Origin of the sequence: Geomonas propionica, assembly GCF_016458235.1 — a bacterium.
Lineage (GTDB): Bacteria > Desulfobacterota > Desulfuromonadia > Geobacterales > Geobacteraceae > Geomonas > Geomonas propionica.
Genome location: NZ_JAEMHK010000011.1, coordinates 133,482 through 154,612 on the forward strand (window position 1 = coordinate 133,482; position 21,131 = coordinate 154,612).

Genomic DNA, 21,131 nt, shown 5'->3' on the forward strand with positions numbered 1-21,131 from the left:
GAGTAGGTGAGAAAGCTTTTGATCGTGGACGACAATGAGGATATCAGGCAGCAGTTGAAATGGGGCTTGAACCAGGAGTACCAGGTGCTTTTGGCGGCCGACGCCCGTGAGGCGCTTTCCCTTTTCAAGAACGAACGCCCGGCGGTGGTGGTGCTCGACCTGGGGCTGCCTCCCTACCAGGACAGCTCGGTCGAGGGGTTCCGCTGCTTGGACGAGATGCTGGGGTTAAATCCGGTGACCAAGGTCATTATGCTGACCGGCAACAACGAGCGGGAAAACGCGCTGAAGGCGATGCGCATGGGCGCTTTCGACTTTTACGCCAAGCCCCCCGTCCTGTCCGAGCTCAAGGTGATGATCGGGCGGGCCTTCCATATCGCCAACATCGAGGAGCAAAACAGCGCGCTCTCGTCGCACGGTGAAGCGGAAGAACAGTGGGGCATGGTCGGCAAGTGCGCCGAGATGCAGGCAGTCTACACCACCATCAGGAAGGTGGCGACGTCCAACGCGCCCATCCTGATCATCGGTGAAAGCGGCACCGGCAAGGAGCTGGTGGCGGCAGCGATTCACGAGGCGAGCCAGCGTCGCAAGGGGCCGCTAGTGGCGATCAACTGCGGCGCTATCCCGGAGAACCTCCTGGAAAGCGAGCTTTTCGGGCACGAGAAGGGCGCATTCACCGGCGCCCACACGGCCGTGCGCGGCAAGCTCCAGTATGCCCACAAGGGGACGCTCTTTCTCGACGAGATCGGCGAACTTCCCGTGAACCTGCAGGTGAAGCTGCTGCGCTTTCTGCAGGAGGGCTCCATCCAGCGGGTCGGCGGGCGGGAGGAGATCCCCATCGATGCCCGCACCACCTGCGCCACCAACATCGACATTCACAAGGCGATCGAGGAGGGACGTTTCCGTGAGGACCTCTACTACCGGATCGGCGTTGTCACCATCAAGCTTCCTCCACTGAGGGAGCGCGGCGATGACGTCCTCCTGCTGGGGGAAACCTTCCTAAAGCTGTACTGCAAGGAGAGCAAGAAAAAGGTACGCTTGGCGCCGGCGGCCATCTCCTTCTTGAAAAGGCATGATTGGCCCGGCAACGTGCGCGAGTTGAAGAATCGCATCCAGCGGGCGGTCATCATGTGCGACGGTTCCAGCATCGGGCCGCTGGACCTGGGCTGTGACGTGGAACCACCGCCGATGCCGGTTCCCAGCAGCGACAACCTCTCACTCAGGGAAGCGCGTGAGCGGATGGAGCGGGAGATGATCCTGAACGCCATAGAACGGCAATCGGGGAATATACTGAAGGCTGCGGAAGAATTGGGCGTCAGCCGGCCCACCCTCTACGACCTGATGAAGAAGCTGTCCATTCACCAGTAGCCCCCCTGCGAAAGAGGCAGGAAAGACCCAACTACGTATCCAGCGTATCATCGGTGGGGGGGCGGTTCGCGATGATCTTGTCACCGCACAGGCACAGTCTTCAGTAGAAATTGCAATCGCGGCATAGACCGTTAGTTCCGCGTGCGCTGGCGAGACGGAAGGCGCGGAAGGGCTCGCCATGCCAGATCTCCGCCAACTCCTGTTGCAGAATGTTGCCCACCGCAGCGGTTCGCTGTGAGCCGAACAGGACGTGACACGGGTAGACGTCGCCGTTGGAGCGGATGAAGATGTATTCCCATGGGTCGAGGCAGCGGAGCATTCCCTTCGGAGGCGGAGTGGGGCGGGCGATACAGTAGTGGCAGACGTGTACTCCGAGCTTTCTTCCCATCTCCTTCAAGGTGTCGTCGTCGATGCTCGCCTCCTGCGCCGGGGTGAGGCTCATGGCGGCCGCCTCCTCATCGATGGGGATAAGGTTCATGAGGTCAAGACCGTCGAAGCCAAGCCGTGCGGCGTGGCGCACCAGTTCTTCCACCTCGTCAATGTTCTCCCTGCTGAGCACGGAGATCATGCGGGTTTGCAGGGTGCGGGGACGCCTGGTTTGCCGCTGGGCGTTGAGCGCCAGGACTGACTCCTGCCAGCGTTCGTGGTTCGCCCCACGCCGCAGCGCTTCAAACCGCTCACCACGCGCGCTGTCACAGGATATCAGCAATGATGTGATGCTTTCCCGCGACAGAATGGCTTCCCGGTGCACTGCGGTGAGTAGGGTCCCGTTGCTGATGAATTCGCAGGCCATGCCGCGCTGGGACAGCGTGTCGACAAGCCCGAAGAAGTCCGGGTGCACAAGCGGTTCGCCGATGCCGCTCATGACGACGCGTGGCACCTTGGGGATGCGGTCGAGTATTCTTCCCGGCCAAGGTGCCTCCCCTTGCCGGAATCCCTGGAATTGGAGCAGGAGGGGCACCTGAGGTTGCACGCGTTGGTCACCTCGATTTGCACCCTGGCGGGGAGCCAGCGAGGCTTGTCCGGTTCCACAAACCGTCTAAGCTCTTTCTTGCGCAGGTGATCCCAAGCGAATCCCTTGATGAGGCCGGCTATGCTGAGCGAGAATGTGTTCATTGGGTGCGGGTGCATGTGTTGAGGTGCGTTGACGTTAATTAGGGTAGAACGGGTAGCTTTCTCATAAGCAAGAGTCTACAGACTTTTGGGGATGTTTCAAGGAGTGGTAGGGGGGCGGCAAGGGGGCAGCGGAATGGATTACAGGTCGGAGCGTTGGCCGGTGCAAAGGTCCGAAACGGCGCAGGAACCGCGGTTATGCCGGTCCTGCGCCGTTTCATGTTAGTCGATTCAAAGCGTTGCCGGCACGGAGGGGGGCCAGGCTGCGGGCGGCATGGGGATTTTTGAACCAAGGGGCGCCGCCTCGCAGGCCGGGCAACTGACGGTCCCGCTGCCAAAACAGGTACCGCAATCAGATTCCCAGATGTCCAGCACCGGCACGAAGTACCGGTTTCCCGTACCGCCGCACTCAGGACAGGTGATGATCTTTTTACCTTTACAGTCGTTGCAGATTCCCATTGTGTAACTCCTTCCGTGCTGCGGCACGATCTTTGGTTGGAGTTACGCAGTATAGAATAAGATTTGCGTATGTCAATTAAAGACTGCAAATCTTTTTTTATTGGAGTGCTCTTTTTCTGTACCACGCCGGCAGCAGCATGACCGCGGCAATCAGTGCGGCCCCTACAAAGAGCGACGGGGAGGCCTTCCCTTTGAGTAGTTGCGGCAGTGAGCTTGAGAACACGATGAATGCTGTGCACCCCGGCAGCATGAACAGGAAGCTGGCTATGACATAGTGCCAGAAAGGTATCCTGGTCAGGCCGAAGGCGTAGTTGAGCAGGTTGAACGGGAAGAGGGGGACCAGTCGGGTGACGGCGACGATCTTCCATCCCTGTTCGCCTACCTTCTGATCGAGGTTCTGCCACATCTCCCCACTGAGTTTCCCTACCACCCACTCCCTTGCCAGGTGCCTTGCTACCAGGAAGGAGGCTGAGGCGCCCAAGGTGGCTCCGGTTATGGCATAGACAACTCCCCATACCGGTCCGAACAGTAAACCGGCCGCGATGGCCATCGGCAGGCCGGGCAGAAAGAGTACCGGCGTGATGCCGTATAGCAACACGAAGATCACAGGGGCCAGCACCTCGTGCCCCTGCAGCACCTGCTTCAAGGCTGTCGGGTCGCAGAGCCGGCTTCCGCCCGCCAGCCGGAACAGCACGGCTGCCGTGGCGATCAAAAGCAATGTGGTGGCCGCCTTTATCCCTTTGTTCGTCTCGGCGCTCACCTCTTTCCCTCCTCTTTCCCGCATTACGGCGAAATGTCCACTTTCTGCGCAATCTGCGCTTCAGCGCCAGCCGGTTCAAGTAGGTGAAGGGAGCCCGAGACACCTTGGCCTTGCCCGCCATCGCTGCTTCCGGGCTCAACCAGAGGTCGAGCACGTGCACGGTCTTAGCTTTGCCGCGATAGGTTTCCGCACATGCCGCGCAGTAGGTCACGATCGGTCTTCCTGCCGCTTCAGCGGCGCGTGACGCGGCCGCCTCCGTGAGGGATTCGGGGCGCAGGAAGTTGACGCCGCCGCCGCGTCCGCAGCACTGGGTCCTTTGTCGTGAATGTTTCATCTCCTCCACGTGCAGGCCACGGCGTCGTGCAAGTTCACGGACGGCGTCCTGCATCGATGCCATCTCCCTCGATACGCAGGGATCGTGAATGACGACGTCGGTGGAGCTGGTGGTCGATATTGTTCCGTGGGTGCTAGCGAAAGCCTGGTAAACCGTCTCTACACTGAAGTGCCCGCCATACTCGCTGAAGATACGGTGACAGTTGGGGCACGCGACCAGCACCTTCTTGATGCCTTTTCCCAGGAGGTAGCCGGTGATCTCCTGGAATGAGGCGTCGAAATGTTCTTTCCTGCCCAGGCTGTGCGAGGGTTTGAGGCAGCAATCGAGGACGATGCCGAGATCCGGGACCGTCCGCTTCAACTCCTCGTACACGCCCCACACCGCGTCGGGACGCGAACCGGGGAGGGCGCAGCCGGGGAAAAAGACGGTGTCGCATCGCTCCGGCAGCCCGTAAAAGGTGAAGGCCGGGGAGGTACCTTTCTTTTCATAAGCGATCAACGGTGCGTGGCGCGGGTCGTCATTCCCCCTTTGCTCCCGGATCTGTCGCCGGCGCTCCAAGAAAAACGCCGCCGGGTCGACATCAAACGGACAGACCGCGGTGCACAGGCCGCAAAGGGTGCACTCGAAGGGGTCATAGTCGGCCCCTCCACATGCGAGAGTCTTCGGGTTCCCCGTCCGCTGCAGGAAATCACATTCCTTCACGCAAAGGTTGCACCCAGTGCAATTGCCGATATTGCCGGCCGCTGCGCTGGGTGCCATAAGTGTCTTGTCGGATACTGCCATTGTCTATTTCCCAGGGTGGGGAGGGGACTCCCCACCGCAGTTGAGATGGATGATCAAGGGATGGCCGCTACGGTAGGCGTTGTGCTGCAACCGGAGACGATCGGCAGGGAAGGATCCTTGGACCAGCCGATCCAGGAACTGTCGTAGTTGTGCAGTTTGTCCAGCGACCAGCCGAGCAGGTAGAAGGTGAACAGAGCCTGCGTGGAGCGCACGCCGGACTGGCAGAAGAAGTACTGGTCCTTCTTCGGGTCGGCTCCGAGTTTCTTCAAGGTAGCGGCAGCTTCCTCGGCGGAAACCCACTCCGCCTTGTTCGCCTTCAGTTTAAAGAGTTCCCAGTTGGCGAATTTCCCCCAGGGGATGCGCCCCTTGCGATAGGCACCTTTCTTCAGTTCCTCGCCGCAGAATTCCTTCTGTTCACGTTCATCCCAAAGCTGCCCTTTGGGCGAGTCCTTCAGCGCTACGATCTCCGGTGTATCGACCCTGAGCCGGGGATAGGCGACCTTGGCCACCAAACTGCCGTTGTGACGTTTTTCCGGAGCCAGGAAGTCCGTGTCGTAGCCGCTCTCCTTCCAGGCTTTGATCCCGCCGTCCAATACCCTCACATCGGTTTTGCCGTAGTATAAGAAGGCCCACCAGAGCCGGGTAGCGTCGTACTTGGTGTCGTAAATGACGACCTTTGAGTTCTTGTTGATGCCCAGTTGTTTTGCCAGTTTGGTGAACCCTTCAGCATTGATGAGGTTGCCGGTCACCCCGTTCTGCGTTTCCGCCGGAGCCTCGTACTCGGGACGGTCCACCATGAAAGAGCCGGGGATATGACCGACGCGGTACTCCAGCTCGTTCTCGGCAGCCACGATGATCAGGTTGGGGTCCTTCGAGTCGATGAGGTGTTTCAGCTCAGCAGCCGTGATCAGGGCGTTGCCCCGGGCATAACCTTTGTACCCTTGCTTTGCTGCCGAGGCATAAGCCCCGGTGGCTACTAACAATAACATCGCAATAGTCAAGAAAAGCCTCGCAATAGACCCCTTCATTTCACAACCTCCATGGTAAAGTAACTGCCACGGCATAACTAACCAAAAAACTCGTAAAAATCAAGGACAAAGTAAGAAGTGAAATACTAAAGTAACGGATGCGGGGATCCAGGTGACTAAATGGATGCATCATCATACTCGCACTCTGGCGTGGTCACTCAGCTTGTAGCGGGATTTGGATTGATAACATCCTGAAATCAGTGGACCCTCTCGCCAGGAGTCCCTGTTTCTTGGAAGCAACATCGCAGTTCCTTGAGGCAACCCCATATTTCCTAGGGGGAACTCCGCAGTTCCCTCAACTAACCACGCATTTATGGCCAATAACCGTATAGTTCTCAGCGGCAACTACACAGTTCTTGTCAACAACCACCAAGTTCACCTCAACAACTCTATAGTTGCTGCCATCACTATAGCGTTCTCGCCCTCAAGTCCGCAGTTTTCCTAAACAACTATGCAGTTCCCACCGGCGAGTAGGCAGTTGCGGCCGTGCGGCGTACCGAAATGGAACATTTTAGAGGGATTGTAAGATAGAACTCGCGTTCAGGCTCATGGGGGGAAGAGTTTGGCTGATGGGAATGGGGTTGCAGAAGGCGGAAAGGCGGCCACTACTGAGACCGGAAGGCTCAGTAGTGGCCGCCTGGGAGGAATTATCAAATGGCCATGATATTGACGAAGTTGGACCAAGGTCCTTCCCCATGTGTGGTCAGTGCCCTGATCCTGAAATAGTACATCTTGCCCGGCGTGAGGCCGGTCAAGACAATGCGTTTGGCCCGGGTTGAAGTGGCATGGTGCCTCCAGCTACTCTCCACGAACGGGTCGCCTTCGCAGACCCACACATCGTAGCTCTTGACGCTTTTAACACCATTTGCCCTCGCTACCAATTTATTGTCCTGATATACGACCTTCAAGGTCATCGTCGATGGATAGGGAGAGGAAGTGCGCTTGGGTGTCGATGGCGTTGATGCCATCCCCAATTTCTGCGGAATCGTCGGGTCGTGTTTGCCGGTGAGATTCGCCATGCTGTGAACCATGCTCATCTGTCGAACGACTTCATTACGCGCCGCCTCCAGTTCCCCCTCCTTGTCATGGGCACCGCCGAGCACCTCATGGAAAAGGTTACGGTGCTGATCGTGGGCGGCCTGCATTCTCTCCTGATCTGGTAACAGGTAATAGATGCTTCGCATGATGGATGGATCTTTGCTCAAGCTGGTAAGGAGATCACCGGCTGCGCGGATGATGTCCTCGTCCTTTTCCCCGCCGTTGCGATTTTTCCCCATGTGGTTGGCCTCCATTTTGTTGAATTAGAAAACTCACATACCGTAGCATGGCGAAAGGGCATTGCAAGAGCAAATGTTCGTGGTGCCGGGGGTGTGAGGGGTGGGGGGATGCAAGGTATGGAAACAACGATAATGGTTGGAGCTTAGTGCGTGGGGAAGAATTTCAAGGAATTTGTGAAATAATTTAATAAGTAGGGCAGGGTAGAAAAGAGAGGAGCTGCGGCTCCTCTCTTTGTTTCTTCTGTGCCCTAATGTCAAACCTGACCCCATTCCGCCCTTTATGCGCCGCCGACGCAACTAGCGTAGGGGGTGGGTTCCCCTGGGACGATGGGGCACAGCTTGATCGGCGTAAGCCGCTTGAGACGGTCGGCCCATTTGGCGTCGTCGATCTTGATTGGAGTCGGCGATGCAGCGCTTCTTTCTGCCCATTGAATGGTGTAGTAGTCGCTCTGACCTTTGATGACGATGAGGAGCATGGTCTCGCTATACAAATCGCCCGTAGGGTTCGCGACTCCACAACCGACAACAGCAGCGAACGCATCGTGGTTGTCGATCTTGAATCCGCCTAGTCCTGCTCCGCTGAATGAGGTGGGGCAAGCCTTCTTAAAACCCCCAGCAATGGAATTCGCAAAAACCTGCGGAGTCACGTTAGCGTTCGATGCAAGCCCCTTTGCTCCTGTAATGGTGATCATCTGCGACCACTTCTCTGTGCTTTCCCCGGGGAGCACTGATTCGCGGATGTATTGGCCACCTTTGGTATTCTCATAAACCGGTGTAAAGCTTTTGGGAAAGGAGAACATAACCAGTTGACTGAAAATCGGGGAAATAGTTTTCAACGAATATCCCTGTTCTCTCAGCCCCTCGACCTCATTCTTATTAGGCGCATGGTCATCGGCCGCGGCAAATGGACAGGTAGCAAGCAATGAAAGTAATAGCAGTAAGATTTTAACCATGGCTCCCTCTTTTTAAATTGTTGTTGTTGTGATCAGAAGAGGGCGCGTTCTTGTCATTTTGATTCTTTGCTCCTGCAAGTCTCAAAATCTCAGCAGCGTTCCCACGAAGGCCCTTTTAATCGGTGCCCAGATTTACTGACATGCTATATGCCTGTCCTGTGTCGACCTCTTACCCCTCCGACCGCCATCAGTAGCTCGCGGTGCTGCACGGTGCGGCCGATGCACTTTAAATTGGGAAATACTTTGTATCAAGTTAATTTTCCGGTGCTGGGGGCATGGATGGTACCACCTCTCCCCTTTGTGGAGAGAGAGTATGGCATAGAGATCATACGACTCCTGATCGCTAGGCATCGATTGTGGCACAAGCTTTTTATGGTTTACTTTACGAACTCACGCCGTCGACAAAGAGCGAGGACCGGTGCGCTGGCTCGTGAGCGATGATGGATTCGAGGTTAGCACAAGAAGAGTGCGTAGCCACGCGAGACGGCCGCCGGCGGTCAAAACCTAGCCCCACACGTGTTGCGAGGAAAGAAAGTATGAATACGAAGACTGCAACTGCCTCGGATCTTGTCCTGAAGAATCTCGATCGGCTCACCCCAGACATCGAAGCCTTCTACAAGGACGTGCATGCCCATCCAGAGTTGTCGATGCAAGAGACGCGAACCGCTGCGTTAGCGGCGGACTGGCTTGTCAGGGCAGGTTACGAGGTGACCACCGGCGTCGGCAAGACGGGGGTGGTAGGGCTGCTCCGCAACGGGGAAGGGCCGACGGTCATGCTGCGCGCCGATATGGATGCGCTCCCCATTGAAGAGGCAACCAATCTTTCCTACGCAAGCCAAGAGACCACGACGGACGCGGAAGGGAAAACCGTGCCGGTTGGGCATATGTGTGGCCATGACATGCATGTGGCTTGGCTTGCCGGCGCCGCCGCCTTGTTCGCTCAGGCACCGAATGCCTGGCGAGGGACGTTGATGGTGGTCTTCCAGCCCGGCGAGGAGACGGCGCAGGGCGCCCAGGCCATGATCGACGACGGCCTCCTCGCCCGTTTCCCCCGGCCGGTTGTCGTGCTTGGGCAACACGTCATGGTAGGAGTGGCCGGCGACATCGCCGGAAGTGCCGGCCCCATCACCTCGGCGGCCGACAGCCTTCAAATCAAGCTGTTCGGTCGTGGTGCACACGGATCGATGCCGCAAGCCAGCGTTGATCCCGTGGTCATGGCCGCCACCATCGTTTTGCGGCTTCAGACTATCGTTTCCCGCGAGGTGGCCGCGACCGAGGCCGCAGTCGTCACGGTTGGAGTCTTGCAAGCCGGCACGAAGGAGAACGTCATACCGGACGAGGCGATCATAAAGCTGAACGTTCGGACTTTCGATGCCGGTGTCCGCCAGCGCGTATTGGCTGCGATCGAGCGGATCGTCAACGCCGAGGCGGTAGCTTCAGGTGCTCCCCGGAGCCCGGAGATCACGCCCTTGGACCAGTATCCGCTCAATGTAAACGACGAGGCGGCAAGCCAACGGATCGCGGAAGCCTTCCGCTCTCATTTCTCCCCAGCGCGAGTGCACCACACCGGACCCGCGCCGGCGAGCGAAGACTTTGGCTGTTTCGGCACAGCTTGGCGCGTGCCATCTGTCTTCTGGTTTGTCGGCGGCACCGACATGGAAACCTATTCAAAGGCCAAAGAGGCCGGAACCGTCAATAAGCTGCCGGTTAACCATAGCCCCCTGTTCGCCCCTGTGCTCCATCCAACGTTGGAAACCGGTGTCGAGACCTTAGTCGTCGCGGCGCTCACATGGCTGGCGCCGTAGGGGTAGCAAGCCGGTGAACGGTGCGGCGAGGTATCGCGGAGTTTGAGATGAGAGAGGACGGGATGGGGACGCTTCTCCTAGTGCTTGATCTCACGGGCACGTTTGTTTTTGCGTTGAGCGGTGCAACGGCCGGAATGAAGCGCCGCCTCGACCTGTTCGGCGTCTTGGTCCTGTCCTTTGCGGCCGGGAATGCCGGAGGCATAGTCCGCGACTTGTTGATCGACGCTACGCCACCGGCAGCGATCAGCAACTGGTACTACCTGGCGGCTTCACTGCTCGCTGGCCTTGTAACCTTTTGGCGCCCCTCCATCATCGATCGTTTGCGCAACCCAGTGCTCCTGTTCGACGCCGCTGGACTAGGGCTCTTCGCTGTTGCCGGCACGCAAAAGGCCTTGGTATTCGGTCTCAACCCGGCCATGGCAGCGGTGCTCGGCATGCTGACCGGCATCGGAGGCGGCATGAGCCGCGATGTGCTCCTGACCGAGGTTCCCACCGTGTTGCGCTCCGATATATATGCCATGGCGGCCTTGGCTGGCGCCGCCGTAGTTGTGATCGGCTCTGCGTTGCGGTTGCCTGCGACGGCGGTGACGATTACCGGTGCGGTCCTTTGTTTCGGGCTGCGGCTCATGGCTATCCGCTGGGGCTGGCATCTACCGATAGCCAGCGGCCCCGAGCAACCGGCCATGCCTGCGTCAAAGAGGAAGGATGACGGCGAAACCAAGCACTGAGGTGGGCAAGGTATGATAATCTCAAAATCAGCAACGTCCCCGCCCGGTCGAAACTTATTCTTGATGTGCGTCCCTTTGGCTCCCTGGACAAAAAAGCCGGGATCACCTGCATATCCTGGGAAGATATTTCGGCGATCCGGCTGTCTCGGTGAGACCCAGTAGGCTTTCCGTCCCATCCTCGCGGATGGTTTAGTATTGTCGTTTATCCGTTACCTTTTACGAACTTCCGAGTGCTACTGCAACATCATCTGCCGCTTTTGAGGAGATCCCTGATTTCGCCCAGCAGCATCTCTTCCCTTGTTGGTGCGGGGGGAACCTCCGGTGCTGCTGCTTCTTTTTTCTTCAGGGCATTGATCCCTTTCACTGCAGCAAACACGGCAGCGGCGACGATGGTGAAGTCTATGATGGTTTGAATAAATTTGCCGTAGCTGATCAGTACCGGCGGTTTGTTGCCAGATCCTTCCTTGACGGTGATCGCGAGTTGGGAAAAATCCACTCCACCCACGAGGACTCCGATGGGCGGCATGACAACGTCACCGACGAAGGAAGACACTATCTTGGCGAACGCCGCGCCGATGATGATGCCGACCGCCATGTCAACGACATTGCCTTTAACCGCAAATTCCTTGAACTCCTTGACGATGCTCATGGTCATACCTCCGTAGGGGATAATGAACCTTGCCTTGACAATGGCAAGCAGTCGGACATTCACCCAAGGTTATGCAATGCTCGCGCTTTTTGTCTAGCAGATGAAGGGATCCTCACAGGACTTGTCGATCCCAGGGAATCGCCATAGCGATTACTTTCTTGATTTGTTCAGAGTTGGATTCTTCATTGTTGTATTGATCTTAACAAGGCTATGCTGTTGTAGGTAGTTGAATGCGAACACCCGGATCAAAGCCGGCAGAACACCCTTATAGTAAAGGGTGTTCTGCCGGTCAACATCTCAGTATCGATTGTTATTTATCGTTGCAGGTGAAATTGGATTCGATCCTGCGGTTCTGCGCTTTCCCTGCTTTGGTTTTGTTGCTGGCGACGGGCCTGGTGGGACCGTAGCCGACAGCCTTGATTCTGTCGGGAGCGATGCCGAACTCCTTGACGAGATAATCGCGGATCGTGTCGGCACGCCGCTGGGACAGTTTCATGTTGAGCGCTTTGGGGCCGACGTTATCGGTGTGCCCCTCGATGACGCCCTTGGCATTGGGGAACTCTTTCAAGAAATCAGCCAGCGCTTTGAGTTCGTTGCGAAACTGGGGCTTGAGATCGGCCTTGTTGGTGTCGAACTGGATGTTTATCACCGCGGGGCTGCAAAGTTTCGGAGCAGGAGCGGGAACCGGAGCCGCAGGCGCTGCCACAACCGGCGCAGGAGCAGCTACCGCAACCCTTGCCGCGCTCTCGGCGCTGCCGCCGGCACCATTGCAGGTCAACGTGTAGGCAGCATTGTCGGCGGGGGTGATGGTCACGGAGCCCTGGGGCTGGACGGCGCCGACTTCGGGCTGGATCGTGCAGTTGGTGGCGTTCTTAGAGCTCCACGCCAGGGTGGCGGTTTCACCCCTGGTGATCGAATTCGGGGTGATGGAAAGGGCGGCCGACGGTGCCGGCGGCACTGGGGCAGGTGCCGGAGCGACCACAGGAGCCGGTTTCGGCACGGGAGCCGGGGCAGGGGGAGGGGCGACAACCTTTGCTGGCGCAGGTGCCGGAGCCGCCACTGGCGCAGGAGCTGCCTGCCCGCCGAAAAGGAAGGTCAAGCCGGCGGTGTATTCCCAGTTGTACTTGGGGCTGTCCGGGCTTTCCAGCAAAAAGAGCTGCCGGGCGTCGGCGCGCAGGGCGACAGAATCGGTCAGAAAGTACTTGATGCCCCCGCCCGCATTGATGGTGGCGTCGGTGGTCCTGTCGCTGATTTTAAGACCGTCATGGCCGTGCCCATAGGTGATGCCGCCGCCGCCCACTGCAAGGTACGGCACCAGCGGCCCGTCCGGCAAAAAGTTGTAGAGGATGTCCAGGCGATAGGACAAGGCGTTGACGCTGCGGTCATTGCGTGTTCCTTCGGTCGCCAGAAAATCGGCAACGGCTTCCACACCCCAGTTCTTGGTCAGGTCGTAGCCCAGGCGCAAACCGAACACCGGGGCCGTCTCCAGGTGCTGCTCCCCGTCAAAGGTGTACCCGCCGACAAAGGGCGACACCGAAAAAGCCCCCTGTCGTTCACCGGCGACAGCGCCATTGGCCATCGTAACCACCGCCGCGCAAGCAAGCATCGATGCAACAATTCTCCGCATACTTCCTCCTTTTCATAAGATATTTATGCTTAGAATGCCGAGTTGGCAAACGCATCGAACGTAGCACTCCGCGATGTGTTGATCAAGACCTTTTGATATTGTTCATGTTTTTCAGTCTTTTAGGTTGGGGAAGGTGCGATATGCGAAGTAAACTCAGCGAATTGCTGATATTCTGGTGAGGTTTTTCCTTATGCTTTCGGCGCTGGTTGAGTGTTTCCCGGGGGCACCAGGCACCAGGGGGACGCACATAAGTTCATAAGATTCCCGTGGAGGAAGTTATTATCTTTAGTGATAAGCCTAACTAAGCTATCGGCGTAAGATGTCGGTATGACGCCTGGTCGTGGAGGGATTTTGTGCCAAATGGGAGGATGAGCAGAAAACTGTTCATCCTCTTCAGCCACCACTTGGCCGGCTGAGGCACTTTAAATTAAGATATCCTTTGCATCAAGCTAATTTTGCTGGCGGAGCCGAGTGCTGGGGGCAAGTGCGGGGGCGCTGTGGGGAAGGAAGGCGTCGATCGTACCAGATTGTAGCGGGGTGCGGATTACGACTACTTCGGATAAGGTTGGATCTTGGTCGTTGCAGACCTTGTAGACTGAAATTGCTGATTTTGGAGCGGGGTGATGGGGCGGAGATAGAGGGGGGCGGGGGGAGGCGGAGAGTACTAAAATGTAATATGAACTACGACGAAAAGAAAAAGGGCTTACAGTGTGTCACTGTAAGCCCTTTCTATTTGGAGGCGGCAATCGGATTTGAACCGATGAGTGAAGGATTTGCAGTCCTTTGCCTTACCACTTGGCCATGCCGCCTTGTACATCGAAGGAGCCCGTTTATAACCTGATTCCCTCGCCGGTGTCAATACGAAATTTTTATTTGGCTATCACTCTCACAAATTTGTTCAGGTAGTCCACACCGCTCCAGATGGTTATGATGGTCGCGATCCAGAGATAGAACATGCCGACGTTATGCATGTTCACAATCACCAGCGGATGGTGGACGCCGAAGAACCAATGGTAGTCGTAGTGCAGCAACAGCCCGATGATGGCCACCAACTGGAAGATGGTCTTGAACTTGCCCAGGTTGCTGGCAGGGATGACGATACCTTCGGTGGAGGCGATGCCACGCAGACCGGTGATGATCATCTCGCGCCCAAGGATCACCAGCACCATCCAGGCGGGCACCCGGTTGAAGGGGAGGATCATGATCAGCGCGGCCATGACGATCAGCTTGTCGGCGATCGGGTCCAGGAACTTGCCGAAGACGGTGACGATCCCCATTTTCCTGGCGAGATACCCGTCCAGCCAGTCGGTGACCGATGCGGCGGCGAATAACGCCGCGGCCCAGAAGCCGGGCTCGCGATCGGGCGACAGCAAAAGGACGCACAAAAGCGGGATGGCCGCTATGCGCAGCATGGTCAGGATATTCGGGAGGTTCATGATCTGGGCTCGGGTGGAGGGCATGCTTGGCCTTTGCGCTATCTGTAGCTGTTACGGTAACTGAGTACCTTGGACACGTAAGTCTGGGTTTCGGGATAGGGGGGGATGCCGCCGTGCTTCGCGACCGCATTCAGCCCGCAGTTGTAAGCGGCCACGGCCAGCGATTCGTTGCCCTTGAAGGTGTCCAAGAGAAACCTCAGGTAACGCACGCCGCCCCGGATGTTGTCGGAGGGGTTGAAGGAGTCGGCGACCTTGAGCCCCTGGGCGGTCTTGGGCATGAGCTGCATCAGCCCCTGGGCGCCCTTGGGCGACACCGCGCTCGGGTTGTAGCCGCTCTCGGCATGGATCACCGCTTTCACCAGCGAGCTGTCCACGCCGAACTCGCGCGAGCAGGAAGTGATGATGGGTTCGAACTCGGCGGGGTTGCGGGCATAGCCGGAGAGCTTGAAGGCGGTCCTCAGGCGCTTGTCCTTCTTTATGTCGCGCATGAAGATTTTGAAACGGTTGTCGGTGGGTGCGTCGGTGAAATGGACGGTGCCATCGGGATCTTCGTATTTATATATGTCGGCGCGAGCGGGTGCAGGAATACACCACGACAACGCGGCCAGGGTCAGGAGGGCTGCCAGAAAAACTCGGTGTGACGTCAAGCGCATGAGCTTCCTTTTTTAATGGGACAGAGAATTCCGCCATCGAAATATATAGACCAATAAGCATGATAATTCAAGGTCTAATGTGAGGTTGGCGGGCTATAACATGTCAAAAGTCTTGACAAAAATCTTGGGCGGATCAATAATTTGCGGGTTTTCCCGAGCCGGTTACGCGAAGGACGCAAGGTACCCGCGACGCACACCAAGAAAACTCCCTTTGAGGGCACAGGCCCAACGTTGCCGCCATGACCCCCTAAGCCTTTCCTGAAGTACTCGCGACTGCTGCACGGCTTCGTCTCATTTTTCGGTCTCAAGAAACGCCTAATCCAGCTTATCGGGGGGTAGTTTGATGAAGGAGAAAACTGATTTTCTGGTGATCGGCAGCGGTATCGCGGGGCTTTCCTTCGCGCTGCAGGCTGCGGCCCACGGCAAGGTCGCGGTGGTTACCAAAAGGGACATCTCGGAGTCGGCCACGAACTACGCGCAGGGGGGGATCGCCACGGTCTCCTCGGAAGACGATACGTTCGACGCGCACGTGCAGGACACCCTGGTCGCCGGCGCCGGCATCTGCCACGAGGACGTGGTGCGCATGGTGGTCGAGGAAGGGCCCCAGGTGATCCGCAACCTGATCGACTGGGGGGTGCAGTTCACCAAGAGCGGCGACGACTACGATCTCACCCGCGAGGGGGGGCACAGCGCGCGGCGCATCCTGCATGCCGAGGACATCACCGGCCGCGAGATCGAGCGCGCCCTGGTGGCGGCTGCCAAGAAGCACGAGAACATCACCATCTACGAGAACCACATCGCCATCGACCTGGTAACCGAGTCTAAGGTGATGAAGCAGAAGCTGGAGCACAACCGCTGCCTGGGCGCCCACGTGCTGGACAAGGAGTCCGGGGTGGTGCGGACCTTTGCGGCGCGCATCACGCTCTTGGCTTCGGGCGGCGCCGGCAAGGTATATCTTTATACCTGCAACCCGGACGTCGCCACCGGTGACGGCGTCGCCATGGCCTACCGCGCCGGCGCGACCATTGCCAACATGGAATTCATGCAGTTCCACCCGACCACGCTGTACCACCCCAACGCCCGTTCCTTCCTCATCTCCGAGGCGGTGCGTGGTGAGGGGGCCATCCTAAAGCGGCGCGACGGCACCGCCTTCATGGAGAAGTACCATCACCTGAAGGACCTGGCGCCGCGCGACATCGTGGCCCGCGCCATCGACAACGAGATGAAGACCTACGGCGACGACTGCGTCTACCTGGACATCAGGCACCGCGGCGCCGAGTACATCACCTCCCGCTTCCCCAATATCTACCAGACCTGCCTGGAGTACGGCATCGACATGACCACCGAGATGCTCCCGGTCGTCCCCGCGGCGCATTACCTCTGCGGCGGCGTGCAGGTGGATTTCAACGCCGAGACCGACATCAAGCACCTCTACGCCATCGGCGAGGTCGCCTTCACTGGCCTGCACGGCGGCAACCGTCTTGCCAGTAACTCGCTCCTGGAAGCGGCCGTCTACGCGGGGCGCGCCTATGAGCACGCGGTGCAGATCCTGAAAGACGAGCAGTTCTCCTTCCCGCAGATCCCTGAGTGGGACGCCGGCACCGCGACCAACTCGGACGAGATGGTGGTGGTGTCCCAGAACTGGGACGAAATCCGCCGCTTCATGTGGAACTACGTCGGCATCGTGAGAAGCGACAAGCGCCTCGCGCGCGCTATGCGCCGCATCGAGCTGATCCAGGACGAGATCGAGGAGTACTACTGGAACTTCATCGTCACCTCGGACCTGATCGAGTTGAGAAACATCGCCACGGTGGCCCAGTTGATCGTCGCCTGCGCCCAGATGCGCAAGGAATCGCGCGGGCTCAACTACAACATCGATTACCCGGGCGTCGACGACGTGAACTGGAAGCGCGACACCCACATCAAGAAGAAGTTCTGAGGATCGCCATGCGCATTGACGAGATCAGGGATGAGATCGACCGGCTGGACAGCGAACTGCTGCGTATCTTCAACGAGCGCGCCTCCCTCGCCCTCAGGATAGGCGAGATCAAGAAGGGGCTCGACCTGCCGGTCTACGACCCCGCCCGGGAGAAGCGGATCTTCGCCCGGATGACGTCGGAGAACGAGGGGCCCCTGGACGACCAGGCCATCGTGCGTCTTTTCGAGAGGGTGATCGACGAATCGCGCCGCCTGGAGCGCATCATGACCCGAGGCGAACACTAAAGGGAGGTTGGCAGGTGCTGATCGTTATGCGTAAGACGGCCGACGAAAAGGCCCAGGAAGAGATCAAGTCGTACCTCATCGAGCGTGGTTTCGATATCCACCAGTCCACGGGCGCGAACCGTGTCATCATCGGCGTCATCGGCGACACCGAAACTCTCCCGGAGTCGGACATCAAGGCGTTTCCCGGGGTGCTGCAGGTAGTGCGTATCGCCAAGGAAGAGTGATGCGCCTCAACATAAACGCATACCTCTCGGAGGCGATGAAGGGGGACGGCAAGAGCTTCGAGGAGAAGCGCGGCGCCTACCTCGCGGCCGCGCGCGAGTTCCTGGAGCATTTCCGCGAGGAGTCCAAGCGCTCGCACCGGGAAGGGGAAGACGGCATCGCGGTGGTGCAGTCGATCACCGCCATGACCGACGCGCTGGTGACACGGCTTTTCACCGCACTTTCCGACGATTTGCAGATGCACAAGTCCGGGCAGCTCGCCCTGATCGCGGTCGGCGGCTACGGGCGGCGCGAGCTGAACCCTTATTCCGACCTGGACCTGCTCTTTTTGTACAGCGGCAAGGACTTGAAAGTCGTGGAAGAGGCGGCCAACCGCCTGCTCTACTTCCTGTGGGACCTGCGCCTCGACGTCGGCTACTCGGTGCGCACCATCGCAGACTGCGTCGAGATGGCGGGCAACGACGTCACGGTGAAGACGGCACTTCTGGACGCGCGCCTGCTCATCGGCAGCGAGCACCTCTTCTCGGAACTGAAGAAGATGATGGTGACCCAGGTGCTCGCCAAGAGAAGTGACTCCTTCATCAACGAGAAGCTCGAGGAATTGAGGAAAAGGCGCGAGAAGTACGGCTCCAGCGTCTACATCCTGGAACCCAACATCAAGGAAGGGGAAGGGTGCCTCCGGGACCTGCACACCGCGATGTGGGTCGCGAAGATCAAGTACAAGGTGGATGAGCCGCGCGAGCTGGTCATGAAGGGGGTCCTCTCGGAAGAGGAGCTCGGCATGTACTACAGCTCGCTTTCCTATCTCTGGCGCATCCGCAACGAGCTGCATTATCTGGCCGGCAGGAAGAACGACCAGCTCACCTTCGAGGCGCAGACCACCATCGCCCGCTTCTTCGGCTATGACGACAAAGGGAAGACCCTCGCCGTCGAACAGTTCATGCAGGACTTCTACCTGCACGCCAACCGCGTCGAACATTTCAGTTCCCTCCTCATCACCAAGTGCAGCCAGCGCGAGGACTCCGCCCGCAAGATCCTGGGCTACTTCACCCGCCGGCCGGTGGGGGACGGCTTCTACGTCATGAAGGGGGAGTTGGTGATCCCGGACGAGACCGTGATCGCCAAGGACCCGGTGCGGCTCATCAAGATCTTCGAGCACGCCCAGAAACAGGGGGTGGCGCTCTCGCTGGCGACCAAGACCCTGATCCGCAACAACCTGGACCTGGTGAACGACAAGTTCCGCCGCTCCAAGGAGGCCAACGCCTCCTTCATCAACATCCTGCAGTCCGAGAAGAAGCTCTACGACACCCTGCAGCAGATGCACCACCTGGGCTTTCTGATCCGCTTCATCCCGGAATTCGAACGGATCTACTGCAAGGTGCAGCACGACGTCTACCACATCTACACGGTCGACACCCACACCCTGTTCGCGGTCGAGGAGATCGCGAAGCTGTGGCGCGGCGAGCACAAGGAGACCCTGCCGCTTCTGACCCAGCTCGCCATGGAGATCGACAAGCGCTGGCTGCTGCTCCTGGCCGTCTTGTTCCACGACATCGGCAAGGGGGGCGGGGGCGGCCACGCCGAGGTGGGCGCCGAGTTGACCAAGACCATCGCCCGCCGCATGGGGCTCATCAAGGAAGATTCGGAGCGCCTGCAATTCCTTGTGCGCCAGCACCTCCTGTTGGCCCACATCGCCCAGCGCCGCGACCTGCACGACGAACGGATGATCATCCAGTTCGCGCGCCAGATGGAGAAGAGTGAGAACCTGAAGATGCTCTATCTTCTGACCTACGCCGACATCAAGGCGGTGGGGCCGGAGGTGTGGACCGAGTGGAAGGCGCTCCTGCTGCAGGAACTCTACGAGAAGGCCTTCACCGTTTTGGAACGCGGCGACTTCAAGCTGGAGGCGTCCGGGGACCGGGTGCGCCGTGTCAAGAGGACCGTCTTCGACCTGCTGGCGGACGACTACCCGGGTCAGTTGGTCAAGGACGAGTTGCAGGCCCTCACCACCCGGCACCTGCTTTCCTATTCTCCCGAGATCCTCTCGGGGCACGTGCGCACCCTGCTCGAGCTGCCCACGAAGCTTTTGGTACTGCAGTTGTCCCACGAGGTAGACCGGGGCTATACCAACTGCACCATCTGCACCTATGACATACCGGGGCTCTTCTCCATGATCACCGGGGTGATGGCGGCCAACGGCATGAACATCCTCGGCGCGCAGATCCATACCAACACCAACGAGAAGGTGCTGGACATCCTGCAGGTGAACTCGCCGCAGGGCTTCGTGATCACCGAGGAAAGCCGCTGGACCCGTTTCGAGTCGGATCTCAGACAGGTACTGGAAGGAAAGGTCCGGGTGGGGCAACTGGTGGCCAAGCGCAACCGCCCCAGCATTCTTACCGAGAAGGCGAAGCCGACCGTACCCGCGCGGGTGGAAATCGACAACGAGGTCTCTTCCGACTACACGGTCATCGACATCTACGCGCACGACAAGATCGGACTTTTGTACAGCATCACCAGCACGCTCACCAGGCTCGGGCTCTACATCGGCGTGTCCAAGATCTCCACCAAGGTGGACCAGGTCGCCGACGTGTTCTACGTGAAGGACATCTTCGGGCAGAAGATCTCCGAGCCGGGCAAGCTCGAGGAGATCCGCAAGGAACTTCTCGCCGCCGTGGACGGCTAGTGGACCGCTACCTCGACCTCTTTCTGAATTACCTGGTGGTCGAGAAGGGAGCCGCCGCCAACACCGTGGCCGCTTACAGCCGTGATCTGACCCGTTACCTGGCTTTTCTCGGGGAGCGCGAGCCTGCGCAGGTGAGGGCAAGCGACGTCACCGGGTATCTGGCCAAGCTCAAAGGGGAGGGGATCTCGCCCCGCAGTCGCGCGAGGGCGCTTTCCGCGCTCAGGATGTTGCACCGCTTCCTGGTCCGCGAAGGGTACTGCGAGGTGAACCCGACCGCTATCGTGGAGGCGCCCAAGGGGCTCCAGAAGCTGCCGAGCGTGCTCAGTTCGCGCGAGGTGGAGGCGCTGCTGGCCTCGCCGCTTGACACCGGCGCCATAGAGTTGCGTGACAAGGCGATGCTGGAGCTTCTCTACGCGACGGGGCTCAGGGTTTCCGAGTTGGTGGGGCTGAAGATCGGCGACGTCAACATCGACGCCGGGTATCTGATGACCATCGGCAAGGGGGACAAGGAGCGGTTGATCCCCATGGGGGGCAGCGCCTGTCACGCGGTGGGAGAGTACCTGGAGCAGGCGCGCCAGGAACTGTTGAAGCAGAAGAGTTCGGCGCTGCTCTTTTTGAGCCGGCTGGGCGAAGGGATGACGCGGCAGGCCTTCTGGAACATCATCAAGAAGAGGGCGCTGCAGGCGGGCGTCAGGAGCGGCATCTCGCCGCACACGTTGCGCCACTCCTTCGCGACGCATCTGTTGGAGAACGGCGCGGACTTGAGGAGCGTGCAGATCATGCTCGGGCACGCCGACCTCTCGACCACCCAGATCTACACCCACGTGACGCGCGAGCGGCTGAAGCGGCTGCACGAGAAGGCGCACCCGAGGGGATAAAAACAAAAGGCAAAAGCAGTTACGCAAAGAACGGAAAGTATTCGCGAAGTACGCAGAGAAAGCTTGGATTGGTTAACCCAAAAAGCCTTCTTCGTTTCTTTGCGTGGTTTCCCTTCGAGTTCTTTGCGTAACCGCTTTTGACTTGCTTTTGA

The 21,131-nt window shown here is 58.7% G+C and carries 17 protein-coding genes, 1 tRNA gene, 1 pseudogene and 1 riboswitch; of the genes and pseudogenes, 8 read left to right on the top strand and 11 right to left on the bottom strand.

Annotation, left to right across the window (positions count from 1 at the left end; genetic code table 11):
* The first annotated feature begins 6 nt into the window (after positions 1-6).
* The gene (gene prsR, locus JFN90_RS15020) at positions 7-1,365 is read left to right on the top strand and encodes a PEP-CTERM-box response regulator transcription factor (protein WP_199395937.1); all 1,359 of its coding nucleotides are present in this window, start codon (positions 7-9) and stop codon (positions 1,363-1,365) included.
* A 100-nt stretch (positions 1,366-1,465) separates the two neighbouring features.
* On the opposite strand, the gene JFN90_RS15025 is transcribed toward prsR, so the two are convergent.
* From JFN90_RS15025 to JFN90_RS15050, 6 genes and pseudogenes are all read right to left on the bottom strand, one after another.
* The gene (locus tag JFN90_RS15025) at positions 1,466-2,338 is read right to left on the bottom strand and encodes a radical SAM/SPASM domain-containing protein (RefSeq protein ID WP_199395938.1); all 873 of its coding nucleotides are present in this window, start codon (positions 2,336-2,338) and stop codon (positions 1,466-1,468) included.
* 696 nt (positions 2,339-3,034) lie between these two features.
* On the bottom strand, positions 3,035-3,697 hold the full coding sequence (locus JFN90_RS15030) for a TVP38/TMEM64 family protein (protein ID WP_199395939.1): 663 nt from the start codon (positions 3,695-3,697) through the stop codon (positions 3,035-3,037).
* Between the two features lie 199 nt (positions 3,698-3,896).
* Positions 3,897-4,814 (bottom strand): annotated as a pseudogene (locus JFN90_RS22645) (heterodisulfide reductase-related iron-sulfur binding cluster); the annotation flags it as partial.
* Between the two features lie 53 nt (positions 4,815-4,867).
* Positions 4,868-5,815 (bottom strand): sulfurtransferase, encoded by a 948-nt coding sequence (locus JFN90_RS15040; RefSeq protein WP_236019020.1) that lies wholly within the window; start codon positions 5,813-5,815, stop codon positions 4,868-4,870.
* 677 nt (positions 5,816-6,492) lie between these two features.
* Positions 6,493-7,119, bottom strand: coding sequence for a fibronectin type III domain-containing protein (locus JFN90_RS15045; RefSeq protein ID WP_199395941.1), 627 nt, complete (start codon positions 7,117-7,119; stop codon positions 6,493-6,495).
* Positions 7,120-7,397: 278 nt separating this feature from the next.
* On the bottom strand, positions 7,398-8,072 hold the full coding sequence (locus JFN90_RS15050) for a hypothetical protein (RefSeq protein WP_199395942.1): 675 nt from the start codon (positions 8,070-8,072) through the stop codon (positions 7,398-7,400).
* Positions 8,073-8,608: 536 nt separating this feature from the next.
* On the opposite strand from JFN90_RS15050, the gene JFN90_RS15055 reads away from it, so the two are divergent.
* Positions 8,609-9,877, top strand: a complete 1,269-nt coding sequence (locus tag JFN90_RS15055) for an amidohydrolase (RefSeq protein ID WP_199395943.1) — start codon at positions 8,609-8,611, stop codon at positions 9,875-9,877.
* A 62-nt stretch (positions 9,878-9,939) separates the two neighbouring features.
* A complete protein-coding gene (locus tag JFN90_RS15060) occupies positions 9,940-10,605 on the top strand; it encodes a trimeric intracellular cation channel family protein (protein ID WP_199395944.1) in 666 nt (221 codons plus the stop codon).
* 127 nt (positions 10,606-10,732) lie between these two features.
* A riboswitch (cyclic di-GMP riboswitch) is annotated at positions 10,733-10,809 on the bottom strand.
* 40 nt (positions 10,810-10,849) lie between these two features.
* Here the strand turns inward: JFN90_RS15060 and mscL are convergent.
* The 5 genes from mscL to JFN90_RS15085 all read right to left on the bottom strand — a co-directional run bounded on the left by mscL (position 10,850) and on the right by JFN90_RS15085 (position 14,970).
* The gene (gene mscL / locus JFN90_RS15065; protein ID WP_199395945.1) at positions 10,850-11,254 is read right to left on the bottom strand and encodes a large-conductance mechanosensitive channel protein MscL; all 405 of its coding nucleotides are present in this window, start codon (positions 11,252-11,254) and stop codon (positions 10,850-10,852) included.
* 310 nt (positions 11,255-11,564) lie between these two features.
* Positions 11,565-12,881: an OmpA family protein gene (locus JFN90_RS15070; protein ID WP_199395946.1), complete on the bottom strand. Its 1,317-nt coding sequence runs from the start codon at positions 12,879-12,881 to the stop codon at positions 11,565-11,567.
* 734 nt (positions 12,882-13,615) lie between these two features.
* A tRNA-Cys gene (locus tag JFN90_RS15075) sits at positions 13,616-13,690 on the bottom strand.
* Between the two features lie 60 nt (positions 13,691-13,750).
* On the bottom strand, positions 13,751-14,341 hold the full coding sequence (pgsA, locus tag JFN90_RS15080; protein ID WP_199395947.1) for a CDP-diacylglycerol--glycerol-3-phosphate 3-phosphatidyltransferase: 591 nt from the start codon (positions 14,339-14,341) through the stop codon (positions 13,751-13,753).
* Between the two features lie 14 nt (positions 14,342-14,355).
* A complete protein-coding gene (locus JFN90_RS15085) occupies positions 14,356-14,970 on the bottom strand; it encodes a lytic transglycosylase domain-containing protein (RefSeq protein ID WP_199395948.1) in 615 nt (204 codons plus the stop codon).
* Between the two features lie 343 nt (positions 14,971-15,313).
* Here JFN90_RS15085 and nadB point away from each other — a divergent pair, with 343 nt between their 5' ends.
* From nadB to xerD, 5 genes are read left to right on the top strand one after another with little or no spacing between them, the layout of a single operon-like run.
* Positions 15,314-16,909: an L-aspartate oxidase gene (nadB, locus tag JFN90_RS15090; RefSeq protein WP_199395949.1), complete on the top strand. Its 1,596-nt coding sequence runs from the start codon at positions 15,314-15,316 to the stop codon at positions 16,907-16,909.
* Between the two features lie 8 nt (positions 16,910-16,917).
* The gene (locus JFN90_RS15095; protein WP_199395950.1) at positions 16,918-17,193 is read left to right on the top strand and encodes a chorismate mutase; all 276 of its coding nucleotides are present in this window, start codon (positions 16,918-16,920) and stop codon (positions 17,191-17,193) included.
* 14 nt (positions 17,194-17,207) lie between these two features.
* Positions 17,208-17,417 carry a hypothetical protein gene (locus JFN90_RS15100; protein ID WP_199395951.1) on the top strand — a complete coding sequence of 70 codons (210 nt, stop codon included), beginning with the start codon at positions 17,208-17,210 and terminating at the stop codon, positions 17,415-17,417.
* Entirely contained in the window at positions 17,417-20,101 is a 2,685-nt protein-coding gene (gene glnD / locus JFN90_RS15105) for a [protein-PII] uridylyltransferase (RefSeq protein WP_199395952.1), read from the top strand. Before JFN90_RS15100 ends, glnD begins: the two co-directional genes overlap by 1 nt.
* A complete protein-coding gene (xerD, locus tag JFN90_RS15110) occupies positions 20,101-20,979 on the top strand; it encodes a site-specific tyrosine recombinase XerD (RefSeq protein WP_199395953.1) in 879 nt (292 codons plus the stop codon). The genes glnD and xerD overlap by 1 nt, the downstream gene beginning before the upstream one ends.
* Positions 20,980-21,131 lie beyond the last annotated feature (152 nt).

Excerpts from the sequence above, each read along its gene's own strand:
- JFN90_RS15045 (WP_199395941.1), bottom strand. The coding sequence starts at position 7,119 with ATGGGGAAAAATCGCAACGGCGGGGAAAAGGACGAGGACATCATCCGC.
- JFN90_RS15050 (WP_199395942.1), bottom strand. The coding sequence starts at position 8,072 with ATGGTTAAAATCTTACTGCTATTACTTTCATTGCTTGCTACCTGTCCA.
- JFN90_RS15055 (WP_199395943.1), top strand. The coding sequence starts at position 8,609 with ATGAATACGAAGACTGCAACTGCCTCGGATCTTGTCCTGAAGAATCTC.
- JFN90_RS15060 (WP_199395944.1), top strand. The coding sequence starts at position 9,940 with ATGGGGACGCTTCTCCTAGTGCTTGATCTCACGGGCACGTTTGTTTTT.
- mscL (WP_199395945.1), bottom strand. The coding sequence starts at position 11,254 with ATGAGCATCGTCAAGGAGTTCAAGGAATTTGCGGTTAAAGGCAATGTC.
- JFN90_RS15070 (WP_199395946.1), bottom strand. The coding sequence starts at position 12,881 with ATGCGGAGAATTGTTGCATCGATGCTTGCTTGCGCGGCGGTGGTTACG.
- pgsA (WP_199395947.1), bottom strand. The coding sequence starts at position 14,341 with ATGCCCTCCACCCGAGCCCAGATCATGAACCTCCCGAATATCCTGACC.
- JFN90_RS15085 (WP_199395948.1), bottom strand. The coding sequence starts at position 14,970 with ATGCGCTTGACGTCACACCGAGTTTTTCTGGCAGCCCTCCTGACCCTG.
- nadB (WP_199395949.1), top strand. The coding sequence starts at position 15,314 with ATGAAGGAGAAAACTGATTTTCTGGTGATCGGCAGCGGTATCGCGGGG.
- JFN90_RS15095 (WP_199395950.1), top strand. The coding sequence starts at position 16,918 with ATGCGCATTGACGAGATCAGGGATGAGATCGACCGGCTGGACAGCGAA.
- glnD (WP_199395952.1), top strand. The coding sequence starts at position 17,417 with ATGCGCCTCAACATAAACGCATACCTCTCGGAGGCGATGAAGGGGGAC.